Origin of the sequence: Marinobacterium litorale DSM 23545 (assembly GCF_000428985.1) — a bacterium.
GTDB classification, from domain to species: Bacteria; Pseudomonadota; Gammaproteobacteria; order Pseudomonadales; family Balneatricaceae; genus Marinobacterium_D; species Marinobacterium_D litorale.
Genome location: NZ_AUAZ01000015.1, coordinates 21473 through 45976, shown reverse-complemented (window position 1 = coordinate 45976; position 24504 = coordinate 21473). Strand labels below are relative to the sequence as shown.

Sequence of the window (24504 nt, the reverse complement as noted above, 5' to 3'; positions counted from 1 at the left end):
AATCGATACAACGTGTCCAATAATTTATACAATCAGAACCGTGAAAATTCCGATTAAATATATTTTTTAATTTAAAAACAAATAATTACAAATATTGGCAAGCAACCTGCTCTACATGGGCTATACCTTTGGTCATCCAAGAAAAATAACTAGGGATCACTATGGAACAACCCCTCTGGACGCCTTCTCAGGCGCGTATCCGCTCTACCCGTTTGTGGGATTTCATGCAGTTCGTCAACGCCCGTCATGAGCGTGAGTTTCACGACTACGACTCGCTCTGGCAGTGGAGCGTCGAGCAGAACGACAGCTTCTGGAACGACCTCTGGGATTATGTCGGTATCGAAGCGCAGGAAAAAGGCAATACCGTCCTGCAAGAGCCGAACAAAATGCCCGGAGCCCGTTGGTTCCCCCAGGCCAGACTCAACTTTGCCGAGAATCTGCTGCGTTTTCGCGATGATCGGCCCGCAATCGTTTTCTGCGGTGAAGATGGCCGCCGTGTGGAGTACAGCTACGCGGAGCTGTATCGTCGGGTCGCGGGCCTGGCGGCCGCCTTGCGCCGACAGGGCGTGGTCAAAGGCGATATATTAGCGGGCTTCATGCCCAATGTGCCGGAAACCACCATCGCCATGCTGGCCGCCGCATCGATCGGTGCCACCTGGACCTCTTGCTCACCCGACTTTGGCATCAACGGCGTGGTCGACCGCTTCGGCCAGGTAAAACCCCGTGTTCTGTTCACCACCGACGGCTATATCTACAACGGCAAACACCTGGATTCTCTGGAGAAGGTCGCTGGTATCCTGACTCAGATCGAGTCCATCGAGCAGGTCGTCGTTGTCCCCTTTCTCGATGAGACCCCCAGCCTGGAAAAACTGCCGGGAGCGGCGCTGCTCGACCACTATTGCGATGACACAGCGACCACCATCGAGTTCGAGCCACTGCCGTTTGATCATCCGCTGTATGTGATGTACTCCTCCGGCACCACCGGCGTACCCAAGTGTATTATTCACAGTACGGGCGGAACCCTGCTCCAGCACCTGAAAGAGCTGGTGCTGCACACCGACATCGGCCGTGAAGACCGGTTCTTTTACTACACCACCTGCGGCTGGATGATGTGGAACTGGATGGTATCGGGCCTGGCCACCGGCTGCACACTGGTCCTGTTCGACGGTTCCCCGTTCTCCCCCCGTCCCGGTGTGCTCTGGGATATGGCGGAACAAGAGCGAATCAGCGTTTTTGGCACCAGCGCCAAGTACCTGGCCGCCCTCGAAAAGGCCGGCATTAAACCGCGCGAAAGCCACAACCTGGAAGCGCTCAAGGCAATCCTCTCCACCGGCTCTCCGCTCTCCCACGAGAGCTTTGAGTACGTCTACCGGGATATCAAACAGGACCTTCAGCTCTCCTCTATCTCCGGCGGCACCGACATTGTGTCCTGCTTTGCGCTGGGCAGCCCGATTCTGCCGGTCTGGCGCGGCGAGTTGCAGTGCCGGGGCCTGGGTATGGCCGTGAATATCTTTGATGACCAGGGCCAGCCCCTGCGTGGCGACAAAGGCGAGCTGGTCTGCACCAAACCCTTTCCCAGCATGCCGATCGGGTTCTGGAACGATCCCGATAACGAGCGCTTTCATGACGCCTACTTCGCTCAGTTCGACAATATCTGGGCCCATGGCGACTACGGTGAGATTACCGAGCACGGCGGCGTCATCATCCACGGCCGCTCCGATGCGGTGCTGAACCCGGGCGGCGTGCGCATCGGTACGGCCGAGATCTACCGTCAGGTAGAGAAAGTCGAGGAAGTACTGGAGAGCATCTGCATCGGCCAGCCCTGGCAGGATGATGTCCGTGTCGTGCTGTTTGTTCGCCTGCGCGAGGGTGTCACGCTGGATGATGAGTTGAGCAAGCGGATTCGTACCACCATTCGCGCCAATACCACCCCCCGCCATGTACCGGCGGTGATCGCTCAGGTAGACGATATCCCGCGCACCATCAGCGGCAAGATCGTTGAGCTCGCTGTGCGCCAGGTGGTGATGGGGCAAACCGTGAAAAACAAGGACGCGCTGGCCAATCCAGAAGCGCTCGAGCTGTTCCGGGACCGCCCGGAGCTGCAGGACTGACACAGACGACCCCAAGAATAAAAACGAGGACTGCACAATGAGTGTTCGCAAACTGGCACTGATCACCGGTTCCACCAGCGGCATCGGTCTGGCAATTGCCGAAGTTTTCGCACGCAATGGCCTGGAGGTAATCCTGCACGGTCTGGAATCGATCCAGGAGGGTGAAGCAATCGCCCAGCGCTTCGATACCGAATTTGGTCACCGCCCCCACTACTTCCAGACGGACATCAGCCAACCCGAAGCGATCGAACGGTTGATGGAGCGCATCAATGAGGAGGTCGGCGCGCCGACAGTGGTGGTCAATAACGCCGGGATTCAGTTCACATCTCCGGTTCAGGATTTCCCGCCGCAAACCTGGGACAAGATCATCGCAATCAACCTCAGTGCCGCGTTCCACACCTCGCGTCTGGCACTACCCGCGATGATCGATCAGGGCTGGGGGCGCATTATCAACATCTCCTCGGTCCATGGCCTGGTGGCATCGGTCAACAAGGCTGCCTACTGCGCGGCTAAACATGGCCTGGTGGGCTTTACCCGGGTCACCGCACTGGAAAATGCGGCCAAGGGCATTACCGCCAACTGTATCTGCCCGGGCTGGACCGACACCCCGCTCTTGGTAGACCAGCTTAAGGAGTTCGCCGAGCAGAACAACACCAGTTTTGAAGAAGCGAAGCGTGGCCTGATCAACGCCAAAGCCCCCTATCCGGAGTTTGTGGCTCCGGCAGAAATCGGCGAGCTGGCCCTGTTTCTCTGTTCAGACGCTGCCAAGGCAATCACCGGCACGGCACTGCCAATTGATGGCGGCTGGACAGCACACTGATCCATCCCGCCTGCTCATGCAGGCATCACTAGCGTCGTAAAAGTAAAACCAGCAATAAAAATAAAAGGACTCAACCATGAAGAAAGCACTTCAAGCAACTGCACTGAGCCTGACCCTGGCGACTTCAACGGCCGCTATGGCCGAGTTCGACAAGGTCCGCTGGCAGGTTCCAATGGGCTTTCCCTCCTCGCTGACCGCGCTGGGTGACACCATGCCGGAGGTGGCAAAAATGCTGGATGAGATGTCCGGCGGGCAGGTCACCCTGCGCACCTTCGAGCCGGGCAAGCTGATTCCCGCGCTGGGCGTTTTCGAGAACGTCAGTAACGGCAACATCCCCGCCGGTTACTCCTGGATGGGGTATGAATGGGGCCAGATCCCGGCGTCTGCACTCTTTGGCGCAACCCCGTTCGGTCTGGAATCACAGGAATTTATCGCCTGGATGTATCACCACGGTGGCGATGACCTGCTGAAAGAGCTGTTCCAGCCCTACAATGTCTATCCGATTCTCTGCGGCACCATCTCACCGGAAGCGGCTGGCTGGTTCCGTGAAGAGATGGACAGCCTGGAGAAATTCAAGGGTCTCAAGTTCCGTGCTGCCGGTGTCGGCGGCGAGATCATGTCCGAGTTCGGTATGTCCGTCACCCTGCTGCCCGGTGGTGAGCTCTACCAGGCACTGGAAACCGGTGTTCTGGATGCCACCGAGTTCTCCATGCCGGTGGTCGATGAGCAACTCGGCTTCTATCAGGTGGCCAAGCACTACTACCTGCCCGGTTGGCACCAGCCCTCCACCAACCAGTACCTGTATATCAACCTGGATGAATGGAACGGTCTGAATGGTCAAACTCAGGCGCTGATCGAAAACACCTGTAAAGCCGCTAACACCGTCGCACTGGCTAAGGCGGAAGCCCTGCAGGGCGCGGTGCTGAAGAAGTTTGAGGAACAGGGCGTACAGTTGCACCAGTACAGCCCGGAAATCCTGAACGCATTCAAAGAAGCCACAGACCGGGTAATGAAGCGTCGTTCCGAATCTGACCCGATGTTCGACAAGGTCTACTCTTCAATGAAGGCATTCCAGGAAGAGCACCGTCCGTGGAAATACTACGGCTACCTGCCGCGTGACTTCGGTTTCGAAGAAGCGGACAAGTAATCCTTCCTGTTCCATGACTGGATTAACGGATATTCACTATGTCTGAATATGACGTGGATCTGGATCGCATTGATGAGAGTGTCCCCCACGGGGGGACGCTCTCTTATCCTCGTACTGCGATCTCCGATCTTTTCGAAGGTATTGTCGATTTCTTTGGCCGGTACACCTCGGTAATCTGGGTGATACTGATGCTCCTGATCGTCGGCAATGTGGTTATGCGCTACCTCCTCGGCACCAACTTCGTCGCGCTGGAGGAGTTACAGTGGCACCTGTTTGCCATCGGCTTCATGGTGGCACTCTCCTACTGCTTCATGCATGACGATCACGTTCGTGTCGATGTGGCGGCTGAGCACCTGAGCCGACGCAAACGCGCCCTGATTGAGCTGCTGGGTATCAGTCTGTTCTTTCTGCCGTTCTGCGGCTTCATCCTCTACTTCGCCTGGCCGTTCGTGGAACGCTCATGGCAGATCGGAGAGGTTTCGGCGGCACCCGGCGGGCTGCCGGCACGCTGGCTGATCAAGTCGGTAATGCTACTCGCCTTTGCGCTGATGATTCTGGCCGCCCTGGGCCGCTTCTTCAGAGTGCTTTCCTTCCTCTGCGGCTGGCCCAAGCCCCGCGGCGATAACAATAAATAATCTGCTGCCACGAGGAGCCTTGAGTGTTTGCTACCAATGAACTGATCGTGATCGGCATGCTGGTCACCTTCATACTGCTGATTTTTACCGGCTACCCGGTGGCCTGGATCCTGGCCGGGGTATCCGTGGTGTTCAGCGTCGGCTCGATCATCGCGTTCGAATACTTCGATGTGGACACCTACTTTCTCACCGATTGGCGCATCTTCGGCGTCATGGTACAGCGTATCTACGCGCAGATGTCGAACTGGGTGCTGGTGGCCCTGCCCATGTTCATATTCATGGGGTTGATGCTGGATCGCTCCGGTGTGGCTGAGAAGCTGATGAAGAACTTCGTCAACCTGTTCGGCCGTTTCCGCGGCGGTCTCGGCGTCGCCGTCGTCCTGATCGGTGTCCTGCTGGCCGCTTCCACCGGTATTGTGGGTGCATCCGTTGTACTGCTGTCGATGCTCTCCCTGCCGGTGATGCTGGAACAGAGATACTCCAAGGCATTCGCCTGCGGCATCGTCGCCTCATCCGGCACCCTGGGGATTCTGATCCCACCCAGTATCATGCTGATCATCATGGCCGATCAGCTCTCTTTGGCCGTGGGTGACCTGTTTATGGGCGCACTGATTCCCGGTGTCATGCTCGGTGCCATGTACATGATTTACGTGGTGGTAATCTCCATTCTGATGCCATCAATAACCAGCCCGAAAACGGACCTGCCGCCGGTCAACGCCAAAATGGTGATCGACACGCTGAAAGCGGTGGTGCCCTCACTGGGGCTGATTCTGGCAGTGCTGGGCTCAATATTCTTCGGTATCGCCACACCCACCGAAGCCGCCGGTGTCGGTGCGCTGGGTGCAACCCTGCTCGCCTGGATGAATGGCAACCTGAACATGGCGGTGCTCAAGGATGTCAGCGTTAAGACCAGCCTGACCACGGCTTTTGTGTTCGGTATTTTCCTGGGGGCAACCGCCTTTGCCGTCGTGATGCGCTCCCTCGGCGGGGATGACTTTATCGCCGGTTTGCTGAGCTCCATCCCGCTCTCGCCGGGCGGCATTGTCGCTGTCATCCTGCTGATCGCTTTCGTGGCGGGTTTCTTCCTGGACTGGCTGGAGATCAGTCTGATCCTGTTGCCGCTGGTGGGACCGGTGGTGGCCAGCCTCGGCTTCGATCTGACCTGGTTCGTCGTGCTGTTCGCTCTGGCGCTGCAGACCTCCTTCCTGACGCCACCGGTGGGCTTCTCGCTGTTTTACCTCAAGGGCGTTGCGCCTCCCGAGATCAAAACCACCGATATCTATAAAGGGGTGATTCCGTTCATCCTGATCCAGTTAACCGCCGTAGCGCTGGTGTTCTTCTGGGAAGACCTGGTGCTCTGGCTACCGGCTGTGCGTTACGGGGCGGGTTAATTCCGTCTGAACTGTTCTCTCCACTCGCACCTTTCACGGGTACACCGCCGCTGTCGGGTACCCGTGCTTTTACACTCTGCTCTCTGTCACCACCGCTGTTCTCACCGCTCACCAATGAACGCTACAGCCACCCGCATGACCGAAATTGTCATTGCCGTAAACTCCATTTCGACCAGCACAGCTGACTTTTAAAAGCACCCCGCCTCACGATGGCACTTTTTGCCACTAATAATGGCAGCTTTTGTTATTGGTATCAGAGCGTTCATCCCCGATCCTTAGTAGCAACATAAGGCTCAAATCAGGAGCCGCTAACAATAACAAGAGGTAAGGGTTATGCCGGAGTACAAGGCACCTCAGCGTGATATTCAGTTCGTGCTCAATGAGCTGCTCGATATGCAGCAGCACTACCAGTCACTGCCCGGTTGCGAAGACGCATCCCCGGAGATGGTCAGCGCCATTATTGAAGAGGGTGCCAAGTTCGCCGAGCGGGTACTGGCGCCACTTAACCGTGAAGGCGACACCCAGGGTTGCCGCTTTGAGGGCGGTAAAGTCACCACGCCGGACGGGTTCAAAGAAGCTTACCAACAGTTTATCGAAGGTGGCTGGCCGTCCCTGGCCCATAGCCCTGAGTGGGGTGGACAGGGACTGCCGGAATCCCTCGGCATCGTCATCAACGAGCTGGTCGGTACCGCCAACTGGGCCTGGAGCATGTATCCCGGTCTCAGCCACGGTGCCATGAACACGCTTGAAGCCCACGGCACCGACGAGCAGAAGCAGACCTATCTGACCAAGCTGGTTTCCGGAGAATGGACCGGCACCATGTGCCTGACCGAAGCCCACTGCGGTACCGATCTGGGTCTGTTACGTTCCCGCGCCGAGCCCAACGAGGATGGCAGCTATCGCATCAGCGGCAGCAAGATTTTCATCTCAGCCGGTGAACATGATATGGCGGAGAACATCGTCCATATCGTTCTGGCCCGGCTGCCGGATGCGCCCCAGGGCACCAAGGGTATTTCCCTGTTTATCGTACCCAAGTTTATACCCACGGCTGACGGCAGCTGTGGCGAGGCGAACAGTCTCGAATGCGGCTCTATCGAACACAAGATGGGTATCCACGGCAACGCTACCTGCGTGATGAACTTCGACGAGGCCACCGGCTATCTGATCGGCCCGCCCAACAAAGGCTTGAACTGCATGTTCACCTTTATGAACACGGCACGGCTGGGTACGGCGCTGCAGGGGCTGGCCCATACCGAGTGGGGCTTTCAGAATTCGCTCACCTACGCCAAGGATCGTTTGCAGATGCGGGCCCTGAACGGTGCCGCGGCACCGGATAAACCGGCCGACCCCATCATCGTGCACCCGGAAGTGCGCAAGATGCTACTGACCCAGAAAGCGATTGCCGAAGGCGGCCGGGCCCTGATCTATTACTGCGCCCAACTGGTCGACCAGAGCAAACTGGCCGATGCGGAACAGAAAGCGCTGGCCGATACCCAGCTTGCGCTGCTGACCCCGATTGCCAAGGCGTTTCTGACCGAACTCGGCTTCGAGTGCGCTAACCACGGCCTGCAGATCTACGGCGGTCACGGTTACATCAGTGAGTGGGGTATGGAGCAGAACGTGCGTGATGCCCGTATCTCGATGCTCTATGAAGGCACTACTCAGATTCAGGCGCTGGACCTGCTGGGTCGCAAGGTACTGATGACCCAGGGAGAAACCCTGAAGAGCTTCACCCGGGTGATCCACAAGTTCTGCGAGGCCAACCAGGAGCAGTCCGGCATGAAGGCCTTTATCGGCCCACTGCAGAAGCATAACCGCGAGTGGGGCGAGTTGACCCAGCAACTGGGTATGAAAGCGATGATGAACCGGGATGAGGTCGGCGCGGCTTCGGTGGATTATCTGATGTATTCCGGTTATGTGACCCTGGCCTACTTCTGGGCCCGGAGCGCATCGGTGGCCCAGCAGGCACTGGCTGCAAAAAATCCGGATGCCGCCTTCTACCGCGCCAAGCTGAACACGGCTCAGTTCTACTTCGAACGTATTTTGCCGCGCACCCGGGCTCTGGTGGAAACCATGCTGTCCGGTGTGGAAAACCTGCAGGCGCTGGATGCCGAACATTTCCAGTTCTGAACAGGCAGCGGGAATAAGTACCGCTTTCAGTGGCCATTTTCAGGTAGGATCTATAAACGCCGAAAATGGCTGCTGTAACGCCCAACGATAGCCACAAAAAAATAACAGACTGAGTCGGGCAGACAATGTACAGATACAGAGATAACGCCAGTTCGGTACCGGCCGATCTGAACCCTCAGGGCTACCGCAATTTACCGGGATTGATAGAGGATCTGTTCGCTCGTTACTCCGCGCGCCCTGCGTTCACGAGCTTTGGCCGCACCCTGAGTTACGCGGAGCTGGACCGGCTCTCCGCCGCCTTTGCCGTTTACCTGCAGCGTGATACCGACCTCAAGCCCGGCGACCGCATCGCCATACAATTACCGAACCTGATCCAGTATCCGGTGGTAGTATTCGGCGCGTTACGCGCAGGTCTTGTGGTGGTCAACACCAACCCGCTGTACACCGCAGCGGAGATGGAGCACCAGTTCCGCGACAGCGGCGCCAAAGCGCTGGTGATCCACAAGTCGATGGCGCACAAGGCGGAACAGGTCATCGAGAAAACAGAGATCCGCCACCTGTTTCTGACTCAGGTCGGTGACCTGCACGGGTTCACCAAGCGCCACCTGCTCAATGCCGCGGTGAAGTATGTCAAAAAGATGGAACCGCCCTTCTCCCTGCCCGACGCCATCGGATTACGTAGCGCACTGGTCAAGCACCTGAATCGACGGCCAACGCCGGTCGCCTGCGAACCGGGCGACCTGGCTATTTTGCAGTACACCGGCGGCACCACAGGTGTCTCCAAGGGTGCGATGCTGACCCACGCCAACCTGTTGTCCAATATGCTGCAGGGCCAGGACGCCATCGCTCCGGCCGGCAAGGACTGGTGTGATACGGTGATCTCGCCGCTACCGCTTTACCATATCTACGCCTTTACCGTGGCCCAGATCGTACTCGCCTGTGGTGGTCACAGTGTTCTGATTCCGGACCCGCGCAACATCTCCGGCTTCGTTCGAGAGCTTAAACGCTGGCGTTTCAGTGCGTTTCTCGGGCTGAACACCCTGTTTATCGCCCTGTGCAACAATCCGGCGTTCCGCGAGCTCGATTTCAGCGCGCTCAAACTGACGCTCTCCGGCGGTATGGCTCTGACCCAGGATGCACTGAAGCGCTGGCAGTCGGTCACCGGCTGCACCATCGTTGAGGCCTATGGCCTGACAGAAACTTCCCCCGCCGTGTCGATCAATCCACCCAATGACGTGCGACCGGGCACCATCGGCAAGCCGGTGAAATGCACCGACGTACAGATCCTCGATAGCGATGGCCAACCCGTGATCGACGGCGCGCCGGGAGAACTGTGTATTAAGGGGCCGCAGGTGATGGCGGGCTACTGGCAGCGCGAGGAAGATACGGAAAAAAGCTTTACCGCCGAGGGCTACCTGCGCACCGGCGATATCGCGGTTCGCGAACCGGATGGCTATCTGCGAATTGTCGATCGCTCCAAGGATATGATCATCGTCTCCGGTTTTAACGTCTATCCCAATGAGATCGAGGACACCGTATCCGCCCATCCCGGTGTGACGGAGTGTGCGGCTATCGGACTGCCTGACCCTAGCTGCGGCGAGATTATAAAAATCGTTGTGGTAAGGCAGGATGAGCAACTGGAGGCGGAAGAGTTGCGGGCCTGGTGCCGTGAAAGGCTGACCCGCTACAAGGTACCCAAAGTAATCGAGTTTGCTGAAGAGCTGCCGAAAACCAACGTGGGCAAGATTATGCGACGGGCCTTGCGCTGCAGCTCAACTACAGACGAAAAGCAGGAGGCTGCCCATGCCGTTGACTAAACCCGCCCGCCGTCGCCTTGTTCACACCCGTCAGGTCCACTGCCTGGGATTTGAACGGGACGATGGGCTCTGGGATGTGGAAGCCCGGATGACCGACGTAAAAACCCGGGATGTGGAGACCGAGTACCGCAGTGAAGGCTATGTCAGCGCCGGAGAGCCCTTCCACGATATGTGGATGCGCCTGACACTGGACAACCGGTTATCGATCCACCGGGTCGAAGCGCAGATCGATGCCTCCCCCTTTCCCCACTGTCCGGAGATCGCCAACGCGTTCAAGCAGCTGGAAGGCACACGTATCGGCCCCGGCTGGCACAAACTGGCCAAGGAGTTATTGGGTGGCATCAACGGCTGCACCCACCTCAATGAGCTGCTACCGCCGCTTGCAACCACAGCGGTGCAGACGCTCTGGCCGGAGGATCGAGAAGATTTAATGGAGCAGGCGACTTCAGTGATGCTTAACAGCTGCCACGGCTGGTCACAGCATGGTGAAGTGATTCGCAAACATATTCCGCACCTGTACATACCGGAAACCGAGCCGGGACTGGAGTAAGGACTATTTTCAATGAGTATCCCTGAACAATTCAGCAACCTGCGTCTGCCGCTGGTGGCAGCGCCTATGTTTCTTGTTTCTGGCCCGGAGCTTGTCATCGAGACCTGCAAATCCGGTGTCGTCGGCACCTTTCCCGCACTGAACGAACGCACCAGTGAAGGGTTCGAAAACTGGCTGAACCAGATCGAGTCTGCGCTGGCCGGGAGTGCTGACGCTGCTCCGTTTGGCGTCAACCTGATCGTCCACAAGACCAACCCGCGGCTTAAGGATGATCTGGAACTGATCGTCAAACACAAGGTGCCTCTGGTCATCACCTCTCTGGGGGCAGCCAGGGACGTGGTCGATGCGGTACACAGCTACGGCGGTCTGGTCTTCCACGATGTGACCAATATCCGCCATGCCCGCAAAGCGGCCGAAGCCGGTGTGGATGGCCTGATCGCGGTCTGCGCAGGCGCCGGTGGTCATGCCGGAACCCTGAGCCCCTTTGCCCTGATCAATGAGATCCGCCAGTTCTTCAACGGCACGCTGCTGCTCGCCGGTTGCATCTCCAGCGGCCGCGATATCGCCACCGCCCGTATGCTTGGCGCCGATCTGGCCTACGCCGGGACGCGCTTTATCAACACCCGCGAGAGCCGGGCCGATGACGCCTACAAGGCGATGATTCAGGCGTGCGGTGCCGGCGATATCGTCTATACCCCGAAAGTCTCCGGCATTCCTGCCAACTTCCTGCAGCCCAGCCTGGCCCGGGCTGGCCTGCTTGATGATGACTCACCTTCCCGCCACAAGGCGGACGTGGGCGCGGAGCTGGCCGGCGCCGGTGAAGAAGCCAAGGCCTGGAAAACCATCTGGTCTGCCGGACAGGGCGTGGGCTCAATCAAAGACCAGCCCCCGGTCAGCGAGCTGATTACGCGGATGCGCCGTGAATTTAACGATGCAAGTAACGGATTCAATCGGGACAACAGCCGGTTTATGGAGTGAGTATGTGCGTTGAACGGATCGAACATAGACGTGGCGTGGTCGAATTGAGGCTAAGCCGCCCGGATAAGAAAAATGCCCTGACGCAAAGGATGTACCACACACTGGTGGAACAGCTTGAGCTGGCAAGGTCCGAACCGGATGTCCGGGTGGTACTGCTCACCGGCAGCGGCGAGGCGTTCTGCTCCGGCAACGATATTGCTGATTTTCTGAACGGCGCTCAGGACCCGAGCCAGATGGGCATTATCGTCCGCTTCCTGCACACGCTGGTGGACTTTCCAAAGCCGCTGTTGGCTGCGGTCCACGGTGACGCGGTGGGCATCGGTACCACGATGCTACTGCACTGTGACCGGGTGATCGCGGCGGACAATCTAAAGTGCCAGATGCCCTTCGTACGCCTGGGGCTGGTACCCGAGGGCGGCAGCAGTCTGTTACTTCCTCAGGCCCTGGGTCAGCGTCAGGCATTCGAGCTGCTGATTGAGGGCAAGCCTTTTGATGCGGAACAGGCCAAGAACTGCGGTCTGGTCAATCAGATTGTCAGTCGCTCTGAGCTGGAAGCCACGGCACTGGAGAGCGCCTGGGGCATAGCAGCACTGCCTGAAGAGGCGGTTCAGTTAGGCAAGGAGTTATTGAAAGCCGGCCAGCGGGAACAGCTGCACACGGTCATTGACCGTGAAGCCCGCCTGTTTGCCAGCCGCCTGAGTTCGCGGGAAGCCCAGCAGGCATTCACTTCATTTCTGCAGGCGGGATAAGGCCGGGAGACGAGCCCCCGGCCGCTTTCTTCTCCAAGTCTTTTTTTATCAGCCCCAGTCACCCATGCCGGCAGACGCACCTGCGCTGTCGGACTCCTGGGGACGGTCTGCGATCATCGCCTCGGTGGTCAGGATCAATCCGGCGATGGATACCGCGTTCTGCAACGCAGAGCGGGTCACCTTGGCCGGGTCGATGATGCCCATCTCCAGCATGTCGCCATACTCGCCGCTCTGGGCGTTGTAACCGAAGTTGGCCTCGCCCCGGCTCACCTTGTCCAGCACCACGCTCGCCTCTTCACCGGCGTTGGTGACGATCTGGCGCAAAGGTTCCTCCATCGCGCGCAGCGCGATTTTGACGCCCAGCGCCTGGTCGTTGTTGGCGGTATCGATACCCTTTTCGGCCAGCTTGGCCGCGGTACGCACCAGCGCTACACCACCACCGGCTACGATACCCTCCTCAACGGCGGCACGGGTCGCGTGGAGTGCATCATCAACCAGATCTTTTTTCTCTTTCATCTCCACTTCAGTGGCCGCGCCCACCTTGATCACAGCCACACCACCGGCGAGCTTGGCCACCCGCTCCTGCAGTTTCTCGCGATCATAATCGGAGCTGGTGTTTTCGATCTGCTGGCGAATCTGCTGAACCCGGCCATCAATCGCGGCTTTGGCCCCTGCACCATCAACAATGGTGGTGTTCTCTTTGCTGATCACCACACGTTTTGCGGTACCCAGCTGTGCCAGTTCTACCTTATCCAGTGACAGGCCTACCTCCTCGGAAATCACGGTGCCACCGGTCAGTACGGCCAGATCTTCCAGCATCGCCTTGCGTCGATCACCAAAGCCCGGCGCTTTAACGGCCGCGGCCTTCAGGATACCGCGCAGGTTGTTCACCACCAGAGTTGCCAGCGCTTCGCCTTCGATATCCTCGGCAATGATCAGCAGCGGTTTGCCGGCCTGGGCCACCGCTTCCAGCGCGGGCAGCAGCTCGCGAATATTGGAGATTTTCTTGTCGAACAGCAGGATATAGGGGCTCTCAAACTCCACCTGCATCCGCTCCTGATTGGTCACGAAATAGGGCGACAGGTAGCCGCGGTCGAACTGCATCCCCTCGACCACCTCAAGTTCGTTGTCGAGCGATTTGCCCTCTTCCACGGTGATCACGCCATCGCGCCCCACCTTCTCCATCGCTTCCGCCAGAATTTTGCCGATATCGGCATTCCAGTTAGCCGAAACGGTGGCCACCTGACCGATCGATTTGCTCTCGGTACAGGGCGTCGACAGCGCTTTCAGCTCATCCAACGCCGCCTTCAATGCCGCATCGATACCGCGCTTGAGGTCCATCGGGTTCATGCCGGATGCGATCGCCTTGTGTCCTTCCCGCACAATGGCCTGAGCCAGCACAGTTGCTGTGGTGGTGCCATCACCGGCGATATCGGCGGTCTTGGACGCCACCTCCTTCACCATCTGAGCGCCCATGTTCTCGAACTTGTCCTTGAGGGTGATCTCCTTGGCTACGGACACTCCATCCTTGGTGATACGCGGTGCTCCAAAGCTCTTATCCAGCACCACATTGCGCCCTTTAGGGCCCAGTGTCACTTTCACTGCATTGGCCAGCGTGTTTACACCGGTAAGCATCCGCTGACGGGCATCGTTGGAAAATTTAACGCTCTTCGCACTCATGCTGCTTTCTCCTCAGACTGGATCTCTTCAATAACCGCGAGCACATCGGCTTCGCGCATCACCAGCAGGGTTTCACCCTCGATTTTGATTTCAGTACCCGAATACTTGGCGAACAGCACACGGTCACCCACTCGCAGATCCAGTTGACGGCGCTTGCCATTCTCCAGCAGAGCCCCCTCGCCAACGGCGATCACTTCGCCCTGGCTTGGCTTTTCCGCAGAGCTATCCGGAATCACGATTCCACTGCGGGTCGTGGTCTCTGCCGGCAGGCGCTTGACCACCAATCGATCATCTAGAGGTCGAATGCTCATACGAAAATTTCCTCCTTACACAACCTACTCAATAAACAGGCAATAAAAAGAAAAGCGGACGCACCATTGCGCCAGCGAATCTCAAATAGGGCCGCCGAGAGCAAGTTTCAAGAGCCCCCCATAAAATTTTTTATGCATTTCGGTTTCCGACCCAATGTGCCCGTTTTTTGCTAGCTTTAAAGTGTGTTTGTAATCAGGAGGCTTAGCCTATGACCCGGGTGCACCAAGCCGGTCGGTATGGATTGGCAGAGTACTTTCGCAAGCAACTGATGGACGCTTCAGACCCGCTACCCAACGAGGAAACACGCTGGTATCTGGGCAATATGCTGGAGCGCTTCAGCCGCAGTGAAGCCCTGTTCAGCTACCAGGATGGCCACTTTGGCCTCAGACCCCTGGCACTGCTTTATGATGACGCTCAGCAGTGTGCAGCTGAGCGGGAACGCTGCCTGCTGCTGCGCCAATTGGGTGATCAGGCCCTGTTTTTGGGCGCTCTCTTCCCCGAGCACTATGCCCGCAAAGGAATAGGCCGCGACTATTTTGTCGGCATGGGTAGCGGCGCATACGACTACCTGGCCGCCCACGCCCTGGAGATGCGCAACGCCTTTGCCGAACTGGCTGCACGTTTTGCTCAGATGATCGAACTGGTGGCCCGGATCTGTCACCGTGAACAGCGCTTCAATGCACGGGAGATTCTGGCGCTCTACCAGCGCTGGCAACACACCGGAGACCCGGCACTGGCGCAGCAGCTTAAAGCCCTGGGCGTATCACTGGAAGGTTCGCCCAACCAGAGCCACTGAACGCAAAAGGGCCGCTCTGGGTTGAGTGGCCCCAAACGCGCATTCGCTATTGGTGTAGTGGCCCAGTGAAAAAACAAAACCCCGATCAATATGACCGGGGTTGTCAGTGCGCTGAGAGGCTTTCAACGAGGCCTCTTAAGTTTCGCCGCGGTTACTGTGATGCAACCTGGTTATTGTTGGCCTGATAGGAGCGAGCGGCCTGACGGAAAGCTTTCAACGCGGCTTCGGCGTCGACGTCCATATTGCTAACGCTTTCGAGCCACTCCTTGTCGATACCGGCCGTCAGTTTCCAGAACTGCCTGGCCATGGGCGCATCATCAGCCACCTGCTTGATCGTAACATTGTGTTTCTGCGCTGCGGCGATACCGGCCTTGTCGGACTGGTCCCAAGCTTGTCCGGCGAGGGCGGATAGGCGAGCTCCAGAAACATCAAGCACGGCTTGACGGTCTTCAGGTGTCAGCCGATCAAGGAACCCCTCATTAGCGAAGATTGCAAAGCTGCCCATATAGAGGCCGCCCGGCATCAGGGTCAAGTGAGGGGCGACTTCGGCGAGACGAAAATCCTTCTCACTGGCCGCCGGCATGAAAACGCCATCGACGATCCCCTGCTGCATTAGTTCGTAAACTTTTGGTCCGGGTGCGCCAACAGCGGTGACATCGAGGCGCTCCCCGATTTCCTGCTGAATACCGCCGCCTAGGCGGATTTTTTTGCCCTTCAGATCAGCCAGGGAGTTAACCGGCTGCTTACTGAAGATCTGGCCCGGGCCATGCGTAAAAAGCCCCATAAGCTCTAAACCGCTGTGTTCACCGGCGTCGGCGAAGTATTCCTGATACACCTCCCAGTACGCAGCGGAAGCGGCTTCGGCGTTTACACCCAGGTTTGGCAGCTCAACCATCTTTGTCAGGCGGAAGCGTCCGGGGACATAGCCATGGAAGCTCCAGGCTGCATCGGCGACGCCATCCTCCACCAGCGTAAAATAGGAACTCTGGTCACCGAGACCGTATTCGAGCTTAATCTTTACGCGGCCTTCAGTAGCCTCTTCAATCCAGCTGCCCCAGGTTGGGAACACAACGCTATTTTGCACATGGCCCGGAGGTCCCGCCGTGGCGACATGCATAATGATAGGCTCTTCAGCCCAGGCACCCAGGCTTGCGCCCAGCGTGATAGCGGCGATGGCAGTTGTGAGGCATTTTTTGTTCAGCATAGCGATTACCTTATTTATTGTTGTCGGTAGGACGGTTGCTTAGCAGGCGCAATTGTTGAGGGACAGGGACGGGTCCTGCGACCGTTGCCTGTCCATTTGGGTTTTGGCGGCGATCAGCTTTTTCGCCTGCAGGAAATCGGCGGGGCGGTTGATCGCATCGCAGGCGATCAGGCATCCGTCTTGCAGATAGAGCCAGCTGCAGGCCTCGCCACTACCGCGACGGATGACTTCGGTGTAACCCTGATTGAGGCCGGCGATCTGCAGACGGCGGTCATACTGGGTCGACCAGAACCAGGGAATTTCCGGAGCCGGGGCGTCACGCTGCTGCAGGGCTGCGACCAGCATCGCTGCATGGGCGTTGCAGTTCTGCACCGATTCGAGCCGTTCCCAGCGTCCGTAGTGGGTCTGGTACTGGCGTGCACAATCACCGATGGCATAGATCGCCGGGTCCGAGGTGCGGCAGCCGGCATCGACCAGAATGCCATTGTCGCAGTCCATACCGGCCTGCTGTGCTAGCCGGTCGGCCGGTTCCACGCCGATACCGATAACAACATGATCAGTGGCTAAGCGCCCACCGTCTGCGAGTGTGACGGCCTCGACACTGGATTCGCCGTCGAAGCCGGTCAGTTCGGTGCCAGTGCGGATTTCCACCCCCTGCGCGATATGCAGGGTGTGGAAGTAATCGGCGACCTCCGGTGCGACGACACGGCCAAGAATACGCGGCCCGCGCTCGAGCAGCGTTACCTCCAGCCCCATTTTGCGGGCAGCGCTGGCGATTTCGAGGCCGATATAGCCGCCGCCGATGACCGTCAGGTGCTGGTCCGGCTGAAATCGTTCGCGCAACTGGCGGGCATCGTCGAATGTTTTCAGGTAGTGGATGCCGGCCAGGCGGCTGCCCGGCAGATCAAGACGGCGCGGCGTGGCGCCGGTGGCGAGCACCAGTTGGTCGTAATCGAGCCTTTCATCGCTGTCGAGCCAGACACTGCGGTTGTCGCGGTCGATCCGCTCCACGCGCCGGCCCAGGCGCATCTCTACCCCGAGTTTTTCGTACATCGCGGCCTGCAGCAGATAGATCTGATCCTCCTCCATCTGGCCGTTCAGGTACTCTTTCGACAGCACCGGCCGGTTGTACGGCATCATGTTTTCGTCGCTGACGAGGGTGATCCGGCCGTCAAAGCCCCTCTTGTGCAGCGTGCGGATCAGCTGGGCGGCGGCATGACCGCCACCAACGATAACGAGTCGTTGCATGGATGGACTCCCTGTGCGCTCAACACTCAGCCGGTACGATGGTCAGGGCCATGCCGCTCATCTCCGGTGCAAGCCGGATCTGGCAGCTCAGGCGTGACCCGTCGGTACGCTCGTTGAGCGCCTCGAGCAGGATCTCCTCGTCCATGCCGGGCGGCGGCAGTTGGCTGTGCCACTCCTCGGCGACGACGATATGGCAGGTGCCGCAGGCGGCGCAGCCACCGCAGACGCCATCCACGCCGGAGCTTTCGTCGCGTAGCAGCTCCATCAGGGTATTGCCGTCTTCTCCGTTCAGGGTCTGTGTCTGGCCCAGGTCGTCGGTAACTTGAATTTCAATGGTCATGGCTACTTCTCCGGTTCAATGCGCGCGGGTCACGCTGAGGCCAGTGCGGTCTTGGCGCCGCCTGCGGCCTGCGGGCTCGTTCTCTCAGCCGCTTCCGCCTCTGCGCGCCGTTTCAGGTAGCGGCGCATCGCAACGCTGGCAGCATCAGCGGTCAGCGAGATCTCGAAGAAATCGTCCTCTTCGCTGCGTGAGGCAAGCAGCTCCTCCATCGCTTCAAGGCCGACGACATCCTCGTCGAACGCGGCCATCAGCTGCTCATGCATGAATCCGGTGACTTCGTTCTCCTCGAGAGCGAAGTTACGACCATGAACAACGAAGTAATGCGTCGAGGTGGCGGTTTCCGGCGTCGGGATATGGGCGGTCTTGATCCGCTGGTCGGGTCGCTCGGACTCATCCAGCGCGATGTCGTAAAACTCGGCATGGACGATATGCAGCGCCGGTGATACAAAATCCGATGTCGTGATCCGCGCCGCATCCCTCCCCTCGAGCCCGGTCGGCTTGGCCCAGACCGGCGGCAGACGGGTGGGGACCACGTAGCGCTTGAGCCAGAAACGGTCTTCGGTGATCTCGGTGTCGAATTTGGCGCGGGCGTAATCCGGCGTGCCGAATGTCTTCGCGTGCAGGAAGCTCAGGTGGGTCAGGTCCAGCAGGTTCTCATGCAGGTAGACATAGCTGGCTTTAAGGTGCATGTAGTCTTCGGACGTGACCCAGCCCTCATCGAGCATTGGCATGGCCGGAATTTTGTCAATATCAGCCTCTTCGGGTTCACCCATCCAGATCCAAATCACCGGCCCCTGCTGGTGCAGCGGATAATTGCGGATCGATATACCGGCGCAGTTGCACTGGGAGGGCACTTCGACACACTCGCCCCTCTCGTTGTAGCGCAGGCCGTGATAGCCGCAGACGACGGTATCGCCCTCCAGTGCGCTGCGTGACAGCGGGAAGTTGCGGTGACCGCAGCGGTTGTCGAGTGCCACCGGGCTGCCGTCTTCCTTGCGGAATAGCACGAGCTGGCGGCCCAGCACCGTGCGTGACATCAGCTCACGGCTGATTTCGTGGCTTAGGGCGACGACGTACCATTCGTTGTGGATAAAGGGAGTGTGGCGATCGGCCATGGTGCGCCCGGCAACCTGGGCGGCTTTCTGGACTCGAGTCAGGGACATGGGGCTCTCCTGTTACTTTTATGATCAGCCTGTGAGATCAAAAGTAACGGAGGGCATCTTTAGTGACACTCACAAGATCTTGTGAGGGTCGAAAATGGCGCTGCCGCGTGCAATACTGCGAACACTGGTCCACACCATAATTTTTGTGGTGAATATAAAAACAAGACCGCACACGAGGCCACCAGATGAACCCAGCAACCGGCCAGTGGCCGCTCGAACAGTTGATCGCCAGTATCGGTCAGCGCCGCTTCGATCAGACTCTGAGCCACAGCCTGAACCGCCTGACCGGCGCGGATCACTGCATTCTCGTCTCCTATCCGGCGTTCATGAAACATCCCTATACGCTGTTTACCACCGGCTCGATTCGTGACGGGCTGGCGCAAGAATGTCGTCGTCTTTATGACGAGGTGTACTATGAACGAGACCCGAATCTTCCCAGCCTGCAGGAGCGCAAAGCGGGGTTGAAGATCCGCCAACAGCAGGTCGAGGAACTGTACGATCCTGAATATCGGCATCAGTTGATGGACCGCTGTGGAATCCGCGAGAAGATCGCCTTCATGGGCCAAAGCAACGGTCAGCCGTTCTGCCTCAACCTGTACAAGCTGCACGACACCTCGCGGCGCAAGCTAGATGCGCAACCGCTGGAGGAAAGCGGTACGGTACTGGCATCGATTCTGGAAAGGCATATCACCTTTGCCGGCCAGCAGCAGGTGCATTTCGATCTGCCCTGGGTAATGTCGCGGCTGCAGGGGACCTGCGGCGACCTGTTGACGGCGCGTGAGATCGACGTCGGCGCACGGATTGTGCTCGGTTACAATTCCGAGGCGATTGCGCTGGATCTCAATATCAGCGTCAACACGGTGCTGACTCACCGACGTCATCTGTACGAGAAAATCGGTATCGGGACGCAGAACCAGCTGTTTGCGCTGGTCGTCGAGGGCCGACTGCCCTTCTGATCAGTGGTTAGTCTCAGGTGAATAAGTGATGTATGAGTACGCGTATAAGGCCGACCCCAATCGATATGACCGGGGTTTGTCAGTGCGCTGAAGCCAGCGCCTTTAAGGCGCTGGCTTTTTTCACTATCTGCTTTTTCAAACTGTGGCGGTTACACCACATCGAACCGGTCAGCGTTCATCACCTTGGTCCACGCCTTGACGAAGTCCCGGACGAATTTTTCGCCGTTGTCATCCTGGGCGTAAACTTCCGCGTAGGAGCGCAGAATCGAGTTGGAACCGAACACCAGATCGATGCGGGTCGCCGTCCATTTTACGGCATCCGTCTTGCGGTCACGGATCTCGTACAGGTTGTTACCCACCGGCTTCCAGCTGTAGGCCATATCGGTGAGATTGACGAAGAAGTCGTTGGTCAGCTGACCTTCGCGATCGGTAAATACACCGTGTTTGGTGCCACCATGGTTGGTACCAAGCACCCGCATACCGCCGATCAGAACCGTCATCTCCGGGGCCGTCAGCCCCATCAACTGGGCCCGGTCGAGCAACATCTCCTCCGGTTTGACCACGTAGTCCTTCTTCTGCCAGTTACGGAAGCCATCGGCTAATGGCTCCAGCGGTTCAAAGGAATCGACATCGGTCATCTCCTGCTTCGCATCGCCCCGCCCTTTCAGGAAGGGAACCGGCACATCGTAGCCGGCCGCACGAATCGCCTGCTCGATGCCCAGGTTTCCGGCCAGCACGATAATATCAGCCACACTGGCGCCGGTATCGGCCGATATCTGCTCATACACCCTGAGAACCCGCGCCAGACGCTCCGGCTCGTTACCTGCCCACTCCTTTTGCGGTGCCAGACGAATATGCGCCCCATTAGCACCGCCGCGCATATCGGAACCCCGGTATGTGCGGGCGCTGTCCCAGGCGGTACTCACTCTATCGGCAATGGATAGACCGGCGGCCTCGATCTTCGCCTTGACCACCTCCTCGCAGTAGTCAGTGCTACCAGCCGGTACCGGGTCCTGCCAGATCAGATCTTCCGACGGTGCTTCCGGCCCGATATAACGCGTCTTGGGTCCCAGATCACGGTGAGTCAGCTTGAACCAGGCTCGCGCGAACGTATCCTTGAAGTACTCGGGGTCCTTGATGAATTTTTCGCAGATTTCGCGATAGATCGGGTCCATTTTCATCGCCATATCGGCGTCGGTCATGATCGGGTTGTGGCGGATAGACGGATCTTCCACATCCACCGGTTTATCCTCCTCCTTGATATTGATCGGTTCCCACTGGTGAGCACCGGCAGGACTGGTTTTCTGCTCCCACTCATAGCCGAACAGCAGCTTGAAGTACCCCATATCGAACTGAGTGGGATGGGTGGTCCAGGCCCCTTCAATACCGGAGGTGACGGCATAGCGCCCCTTGCCGGTCTGGTTGGGGTTCTTCCAGCCAAAGCCCTGCTCTTCCACGTCCGCGGCCTCGGGCTCTGGTCCCAGTGCGTCGGCATCGCCGTTACCGTGGCACTTACCCACAGTGTGGCCACCGGCGGTCAGCGCAACGGTTTCTTCATCATTCATTGCCATGCGGGCAAAGGTTTCGCGTACCTGCTGGGCGGTTTTCAACGGGTCCGGCTGGCCGTTCACCCCCTCCGGGTTTACATAGATCAACCCCATCTGTACCGCGGCCAGCGGATTTTCCATGGTGTCGGGCTTATCCACATCGCCATAGCGCTCGTCAGACGGTGCCAGCCACTCTTTCTCCGCGCCCCAGTAGGTATCTTTCTCCGGGTGCCAGATATCTTCACGGCCAAAGGAGAAACCAAACGACGGCAACCCCATCGATTCATAGGCCACGGTACCGGCCAGAATCATCAGATCAGCCCAGCTGAGCTTGTTGCCGTACTTTTTCTTGATCGGCCAGAGCAGGCGCCGTGCCTTGTCCAGGCTCACGTTATCGGGCCAGGAATTAAGCGGCGCAAAGCGCTGATTACCGGTACCGCCACCGCCACGACCATCGGCGATACGGTAGGAACCGGCCGAATGCCAGGCCATACGAATCATCAGGCCACCGTAATGACCCCAGTCCGCCGGCCACCATGCCTGACTGTCGGTCATCAGCGCATGCAGATCCTGCTTCACCGCATCGAAGTCCAGCGTCTTAACCGCTTCGCGATAGTCAAACGACTCACCCAATGGATTGGTCTTACGATCATGTTGATGGAGAATGTCCAGATTCAGTGACTCCGGCCACCAACTCATCACCGATTGTCCGGTGGCAGTGCTACCACCGTGCATGACGGGGCATTTCCCAGCGGAGGTATTGTTGTTACTCATTTGAGGTCCTCTCTGCTCTTTGGAGTGTGGCGCGCCCGTCGTCCGTGGTTTTTCGTGTCGTTCGCATCGGAATGCCAGGCGCGTAAGAACGCTGTTTTCAGTTACTTAAAGCTAGCAGCCCGCGACAAAAGCGAAATTTTTATCTCTCTATGCCTGGCATAGAGTTTCTCAATTGACGTTTCATGTCAGTTAAACAGCCCCTTTATGTCATTGTTCTTATTAACCACTCGAATAGGATGCAACCAGTCACCGGACAACAATAAGAGAGGCTGAAATGAAGATACTGGTCGCGGTTAAACGAGTGATCGATTACAACGTGAAGGTGCGCGTTAAAGCCGATGGCAGTGATGTGGACCTGGCTAACGTCAAGATGGCGCTCAATCCCTTTTGTGAAATCGCCATCGAGCAGGCGATGCGCTTAAAAGAGTCGGGACAGGCTAATGAAGTGGTTGCTGTCTCCGTCGGTGACAAAGCGTGCGAAGAGCAGTTAAGAGCCGCCATGGCACTGGGAGCTGATCGCGCCATTCGCGTCGATACTCAGGAAGCCGCCGATCCGCTCTCCATCGCCAAACTGCTGGCCAGCATAGCACGCCAGGAATCGCCGGACCTGGTGCTGCTGGGCAAGCAGGCGATCGATTCCGATAACAACCAGACCGGCCAGATGCTGGCAGCCCTGCTCGACTGGGGACAGGGCACCTTCGCTTACTCAATGGAGCTTAAGGGCGACAGCGTCGATGTCACCCGCGAAATCGACGGCGGCCTGCAGACCCTGAATCTGAATCTGCCCGCTGTTATCACAACGGACCTGCGCCTGAATGAACCCCGCTATGCCAAGCTGCCCGACATCATGAAGGCCAAGCGTAAGCCGCTGGAAGTGAAGGAGCCCGAACAGCTGAACGTTACCCTCAGCCAGAACCTGAAGCTGCTCAAAGTGGAAGCACCGCCTGTGCGTCAGGCCGGGATCAAGGTCGGCAACGTTGAGGCGCTGGTGGAGAAACTGAAGAACGAAGCCCGGGTGATCTGAGGAGGTAATCATGAAAGTACTGGTCATAGCGGAACACGATAACAGCACACTGAAACCGGCCACTCTGAATACGCTGCAGGCCGCCCGTCAGATAAGCGACGAGATCGATCTGCTCGTCGCAGGCGCCGGGTGTGGCGCGGTTGCAGAAGCTGCCGCCCAGATCGGTATCCTGAGCAGGGTGCTCTACGCCGACCATGAAACCTATGGCGCGCAGCTGGCCGAGAATATCGCCAGGCTGGTGGTATCGCTCGCCAGGGAGTACAGCCATATCCTGACCCCGGCCACAACCAGCGGTAAGAACATGCTGCCCCGGGTGGCAGCTTTGCTGGATGTAAACCAGATCTCAGAGGTGATTGGCATCGAAAGCGCCGACTGTTTCCGCCGTCCGATCTACGCCGGTAACGCCATCGCCACTGTCCAGTCGCTGGACCCGATCAAAGTGATGACGGTGCGCAGTACCGCGTTCGAGGCCGTTGCCGGCCAGGGCGGTAACGCACCCATCGAACGGGTCGAAACAGTTTTCGAGAACACGGTTTCCCGCTTCGTCGATCAACAACTGGCACAGTCCGACCGGCCCGAACTGACCACGGCATCTGTCGTGATCTCCGGTGGTCGCGGTCTGGGCAACGGCGAGAATTTCGCTCTGCTGGAAGCCGTCGCCGATAAACTGGGCGGCGCGGTGGGCGCATCCCGGGCCGCGGTTGATGCGGGCTTTGTACCCAACGATATGCAGGTGGGTCAGACCGGCAAGATGGTTGCCCCCGAGCTTTATATCGCCGTGGGCATCTCCGGCGCCATCCAGCATCTTGCGGGTATGAAAGACTCCAAGGTGATTGTCGCTATCAACAAAGACGAGGAAGCACCCATTTTTCAGGTGGCCGATTATGGTCTGGTAGCCGATCTGTTTGATGCGCTCCCCGCCCTGGAAAGCCAGCTCTAATTTCCACCCTACCTATCCCTGGTGATTTTGCCCGGCTCCGGCCGGGCTTTTTACGTTCAGACAACACCAAAGCCCACACTTTGCACATAATTGTCAGCGCTTTTATCAAAGCCTTATCACCGTAAAACCGGGCAGTTGAACGATAACGTCAAATGCTTTGGCGCTTCCTGTCATTGTTGAAATCCAGCAGCC

21 protein-coding genes are annotated in these 24504 nt (G+C 58.2%); 14 read left to right on the top strand and 7 right to left on the bottom strand.

The features are described from left to right. Positions 1 to 161 precede the first annotated feature (161 nt). The 10 genes from G403_RS0111990 to G403_RS0111945 all read left to right on the top strand — a co-directional run bounded on the left by G403_RS0111990 (position 162) and on the right by G403_RS0111945 (position 12328). The gene (locus G403_RS0111990; RefSeq protein WP_027854212.1) at positions 162 to 2111 is read left to right on the top strand and encodes an acetoacetate--CoA ligase; all 1950 of its coding nucleotides are present in this window, start codon (positions 162 to 164) and stop codon (positions 2109 to 2111) included. 37 nt (positions 2112 to 2148) lie between these two features. Beyond that, positions 2149 to 2931, top strand: coding sequence for a 3-hydroxybutyrate dehydrogenase (locus G403_RS0111985; protein WP_027854211.1), 783 nt, complete (start codon positions 2149 to 2151; stop codon positions 2929 to 2931). Between the two features lie 76 nt (positions 2932 to 3007). Further along, positions 3008 to 4078, top strand: a complete 1071-nt coding sequence (locus G403_RS0111980; protein ID WP_027854210.1) for a TRAP transporter substrate-binding protein — start codon at positions 3008 to 3010, stop codon at positions 4076 to 4078. Between the two features lie 38 nt (positions 4079 to 4116). After that, entirely contained in the window at positions 4117 to 4713 is a 597-nt protein-coding gene (locus tag G403_RS0111975; protein WP_027854209.1) for a TRAP transporter small permease subunit, read from the top strand. Between the two features lie 23 nt (positions 4714 to 4736). Further along, positions 4737 to 6104, top strand: a complete 1368-nt coding sequence (locus G403_RS0111970) for a TRAP transporter large permease (protein ID WP_027854208.1) — start codon at positions 4737 to 4739, stop codon at positions 6102 to 6104. 333 nt (positions 6105 to 6437) lie between these two features. Next, positions 6438 to 8234 (top strand): acyl-CoA dehydrogenase C-terminal domain-containing protein, encoded by a 1797-nt coding sequence (locus tag G403_RS0111965; RefSeq protein WP_027854207.1) that lies wholly within the window; start codon positions 6438 to 6440, stop codon positions 8232 to 8234. A gap of 125 nt (positions 8235 to 8359) precedes the next feature. Beyond that, positions 8360 to 10051: an AMP-binding protein gene (locus tag G403_RS0111960; protein WP_027854206.1), complete on the top strand. Its 1692-nt coding sequence runs from the start codon at positions 8360 to 8362 to the stop codon at positions 10049 to 10051. Next, positions 10038 to 10601, top strand: a complete 564-nt coding sequence (locus tag G403_RS0111955) for a DUF2889 domain-containing protein (protein ID WP_027854205.1) — start codon at positions 10038 to 10040, stop codon at positions 10599 to 10601. Before G403_RS0111960 ends, G403_RS0111955 begins: the two co-directional genes overlap by 14 nt. 12 nt (positions 10602 to 10613) lie before the next feature. After that, entirely contained in the window at positions 10614 to 11579 is a 966-nt protein-coding gene (locus tag G403_RS23150; RefSeq protein WP_051298932.1) for an NAD(P)H-dependent flavin oxidoreductase, read from the top strand. A 2-nt stretch (positions 11580 to 11581) separates the two neighbouring features. Further along, positions 11582 to 12328, top strand: a complete 747-nt coding sequence (locus G403_RS0111945) for an enoyl-CoA hydratase-related protein (protein WP_027854204.1) — start codon at positions 11582 to 11584, stop codon at positions 12326 to 12328. A 48-nt stretch (positions 12329 to 12376) separates the two neighbouring features. Here G403_RS0111945 and groL read toward each other — a convergent pair whose 3' ends face one another. Together groL and G403_RS0111935 are read right to left on the bottom strand one after the other, a co-directional pair. Further along, positions 12377 to 14008, bottom strand: a complete 1632-nt coding sequence (gene groL / locus G403_RS0111940) for a chaperonin GroEL (protein WP_027854203.1) — start codon at positions 14006 to 14008, stop codon at positions 12377 to 12379. Further along, positions 14005 to 14319 (bottom strand): co-chaperone GroES, encoded by a 315-nt coding sequence (locus tag G403_RS0111935; RefSeq protein WP_027854202.1) that lies wholly within the window; start codon positions 14317 to 14319, stop codon positions 14005 to 14007. The genes groL and G403_RS0111935 overlap by 4 nt, the downstream gene beginning before the upstream one ends. Positions 14320 to 14528: 209 nt before the next feature. On the opposite strand from G403_RS0111935, the gene G403_RS0111930 reads away from it, so the two are divergent. Next, positions 14529 to 15116: a hypothetical protein gene (locus G403_RS0111930; protein ID WP_036233632.1), complete on the top strand. Its 588-nt coding sequence runs from the start codon at positions 14529 to 14531 to the stop codon at positions 15114 to 15116. Between the two features lie 151 nt (positions 15117 to 15267). Here G403_RS0111930 and G403_RS0111925 read toward each other — a convergent pair whose 3' ends face one another. From G403_RS0111925 to G403_RS0111910, 4 genes are read right to left on the bottom strand one after another with little or no spacing between them, the layout of a single operon-like run. Next, positions 15268 to 16320 carry a TRAP transporter substrate-binding protein gene (locus G403_RS0111925; protein ID WP_027854200.1) on the bottom strand — a complete coding sequence of 351 codons (1053 nt, stop codon included), beginning with the start codon at positions 16318 to 16320 and terminating at the stop codon, positions 15268 to 15270. Between the two features lie 39 nt (positions 16321 to 16359). Then, on the bottom strand, positions 16360 to 17568 hold the full coding sequence (locus G403_RS0111920) for an NAD(P)/FAD-dependent oxidoreductase (RefSeq protein WP_027854199.1): 1209 nt from the start codon (positions 17566 to 17568) through the stop codon (positions 16360 to 16362). A gap of 19 nt (positions 17569 to 17587) precedes the next feature. Further along, positions 17588 to 17908, bottom strand: coding sequence for a 2Fe-2S iron-sulfur cluster-binding protein (locus G403_RS0111915; RefSeq protein WP_027854198.1), 321 nt, complete (start codon positions 17906 to 17908; stop codon positions 17588 to 17590). Between the two features lie 29 nt (positions 17909 to 17937). Further along, a complete protein-coding gene (locus G403_RS0111910) occupies positions 17938 to 19071 on the bottom strand; it encodes an aromatic ring-hydroxylating oxygenase subunit alpha (RefSeq protein WP_027854197.1) in 1134 nt (377 codons plus the stop codon). Between the two features lie 185 nt (positions 19072 to 19256). On the opposite strand from G403_RS0111910, the gene G403_RS0111905 reads away from it, so the two are divergent. Then, entirely contained in the window at positions 19257 to 20027 is a 771-nt protein-coding gene (locus G403_RS0111905; RefSeq protein ID WP_027854196.1) for a helix-turn-helix transcriptional regulator, read from the top strand. Between the two features lie 149 nt (positions 20028 to 20176). On the opposite strand, the gene katG is transcribed toward G403_RS0111905, so the two are convergent. Further along, complete coding sequence (gene katG / locus G403_RS0111900) at positions 20177 to 22348, bottom strand: catalase/peroxidase HPI (RefSeq protein WP_027854195.1); 2172 nt, start codon at positions 22346 to 22348, stop codon at positions 20177 to 20179. 274 nt (positions 22349 to 22622) lie between these two features. On the opposite strand from katG, the gene G403_RS0111895 reads away from it, so the two are divergent. Next, positions 22623 to 23372 carry an electron transfer flavoprotein subunit beta/FixA family protein gene (locus tag G403_RS0111895; protein ID WP_027854194.1) on the top strand — a complete coding sequence of 250 codons (750 nt, stop codon included), beginning with the start codon at positions 22623 to 22625 and terminating at the stop codon, positions 23370 to 23372. A 10-nt stretch (positions 23373 to 23382) separates the two neighbouring features. Next, complete coding sequence (locus G403_RS0111890) at positions 23383 to 24312, top strand: electron transfer flavoprotein subunit alpha/FixB family protein (protein ID WP_027854193.1); 930 nt, start codon at positions 23383 to 23385, stop codon at positions 24310 to 24312. Positions 24313 to 24504 lie beyond the last annotated feature (192 nt).